Annotated in this window: 2 protein-coding genes; both read right to left on the bottom strand. The window is 35.2% G+C overall.

The annotated features are described in order from the left end of the window. Window positions 1–148: 148 nt before the first annotated feature. Entirely contained in the window at window positions 149–652 is a 504-nt protein-coding gene (locus HMPREF2732_RS05905; protein ID WP_070591983.1) for a contact-dependent growth inhibition system immunity protein, read from the bottom strand. A gap of 1 nt (window position 653) precedes the next feature. Further along, the coding region (locus tag HMPREF2732_RS05900; RefSeq protein ID WP_070591981.1) for an endonuclease toxin domain-containing protein at window positions 654–1798 on the bottom strand (1145 nt) is incomplete at its 5' end.

Genomic DNA, 1798 nt, shown 5'->3' with positions numbered 1-1798 from the left:
CGAGCTCTTTTTGAACATCATCTTTATTAAAACGATTTTCTAATTTACCACTTTAGCATCTTTGAAAATACAAAAAGTGCGGTCAGTTTTTGAGAGGTTTTAAAACTCTTTGGAAATTGACCGCACTTTATATTTTGAGGACAATATCTTACCGATAAATACTCGTACAATACGTCAAGGCTTGTCTTATGGCTTTTCCTAATTCTTCATCTGAAATATTCTTGTCATATTTAAATTCTAATGGTGAATTGTCAGGAAGTGAAATTCCTGTACTTCCATCTAAAGAATCTTGATGAAGAGGAGAAATAGTTATATATAAATCATCCTGCTCTAAAGATAAAGAAAACATATCCTTATAGATAGATTTTTTATTTTTGTATCCATAGCGTTTTTTCATCTCTTCCTCAAGTCTTTTTTGCAACCCTTTCATTTTTTCAGAATTAAAAATAGCCTGAAATTCCTGGAGGGATACTTCTCTGCTTTCATCAAGTTTTTCTTTAACCAACTTGCCAAAGTATGAATCTGTAATATCCACTTTATTAAAAACAAAATCTTGATCTGGATCTGTCATTCCAATCATCCCTCTAATAATAGAGGTCACTAATAAGAATTCATTATTCACTCTAACTGAAACAGCTTTTGGTTTATTCATATCAATTTACCTTATTAACAATAATATTAGTTCCTTTCGATCTAGCGTATTCTATAGATTTATCTATAGCTTTCATCTGTTCTTTTGATGTTTTAGCTGGAATTGCTAAATATAACTCTCTTGCTTTAATATCTTTTGCATAAACAATAAACTCTCCTTTTTGATCTTGTTTGAAGTTAATCATATCATCAACATATTTATTCAATGTATAAGTAATTTTTGATGGATTTTGGTAAGTTTTTGAACCAACCGTATCCATTGTTTTTGAACTTATTGCTGTACCATCAGGAAGAAGATGATCAAAGGTTTTAAAATTAGGTTTGATATCATTTAAGTTTATTGAGCCATCCGGAAGCTTCGATTGAACATAAGCTTCCCATGGTTTACCTTGATTTGAAATCCCTTTCCCCCATTGAATACCTATTTGACTATTAGGTATGCCTTTTCTTGATAAGTTTAATTTTCCTGATTTAGCTATATCTGTAATCTTAGAGATTCCTTCAACCATCGCCAATCCCGCACCACTTAGAACCACTCCACCAGTTGAAACACCTTTCATTTTACCTTGGCGGTAACCTTGCATTTCACCCGCAAGTTTTGGGTTCTCTTGAAGGGCAAGCGCATAAGCCTCATCCCAATCTTTCAACGAGACCACAACATTATTATAGGTTTTCTCTGGATTTGAGATTGCTTCCCATAAAGACACTACGGTATCATCTAAATTAACAACCGCATCCGCTGTTTCTTTAACGCTATCAATTTGCCCTTGAGCTTCTGCAATCTCTAGGCCTTCTTGATATTCTTTAGCTTTATCCTCATCTCCATTGAATAAAACCTTGGCATACATTTCAATGTTTTGCTTACGCTCATTACTAGGATGAACGTCATCTGCCATGCTGTTATTCTCCACTGAATCTTTCGCTGTTTTAGCTGCAATAATCGCTCCATCAGAGCTATCCGATAAACTACCACCAGCAATACCTGCTGCTACTTGGCTTAAAGACGATACCGTACGTTTTTCTTCTTCGCTGAGTTTTTCAGGTGATTTATTATAAAGTGTTGACGCTAAGAAATGAGCCGCAACCTCTCCGCCTGCAGCACCTGCCGCACCCGCAGCAACATTACGATTGCCCGCATAAGCCTCTA

It is taken from the genome of Haemophilus sp. HMSC061E01 (genome assembly GCF_001810345.1).
Taxonomy (GTDB): domain Bacteria; phylum Pseudomonadota; class Gammaproteobacteria; order Enterobacterales; family Pasteurellaceae; genus Haemophilus_D.
The sequence above is the reverse complement of the archived record's forward strand: the minus strand, read 5'-3'. Positions and strand labels throughout refer to the sequence as shown.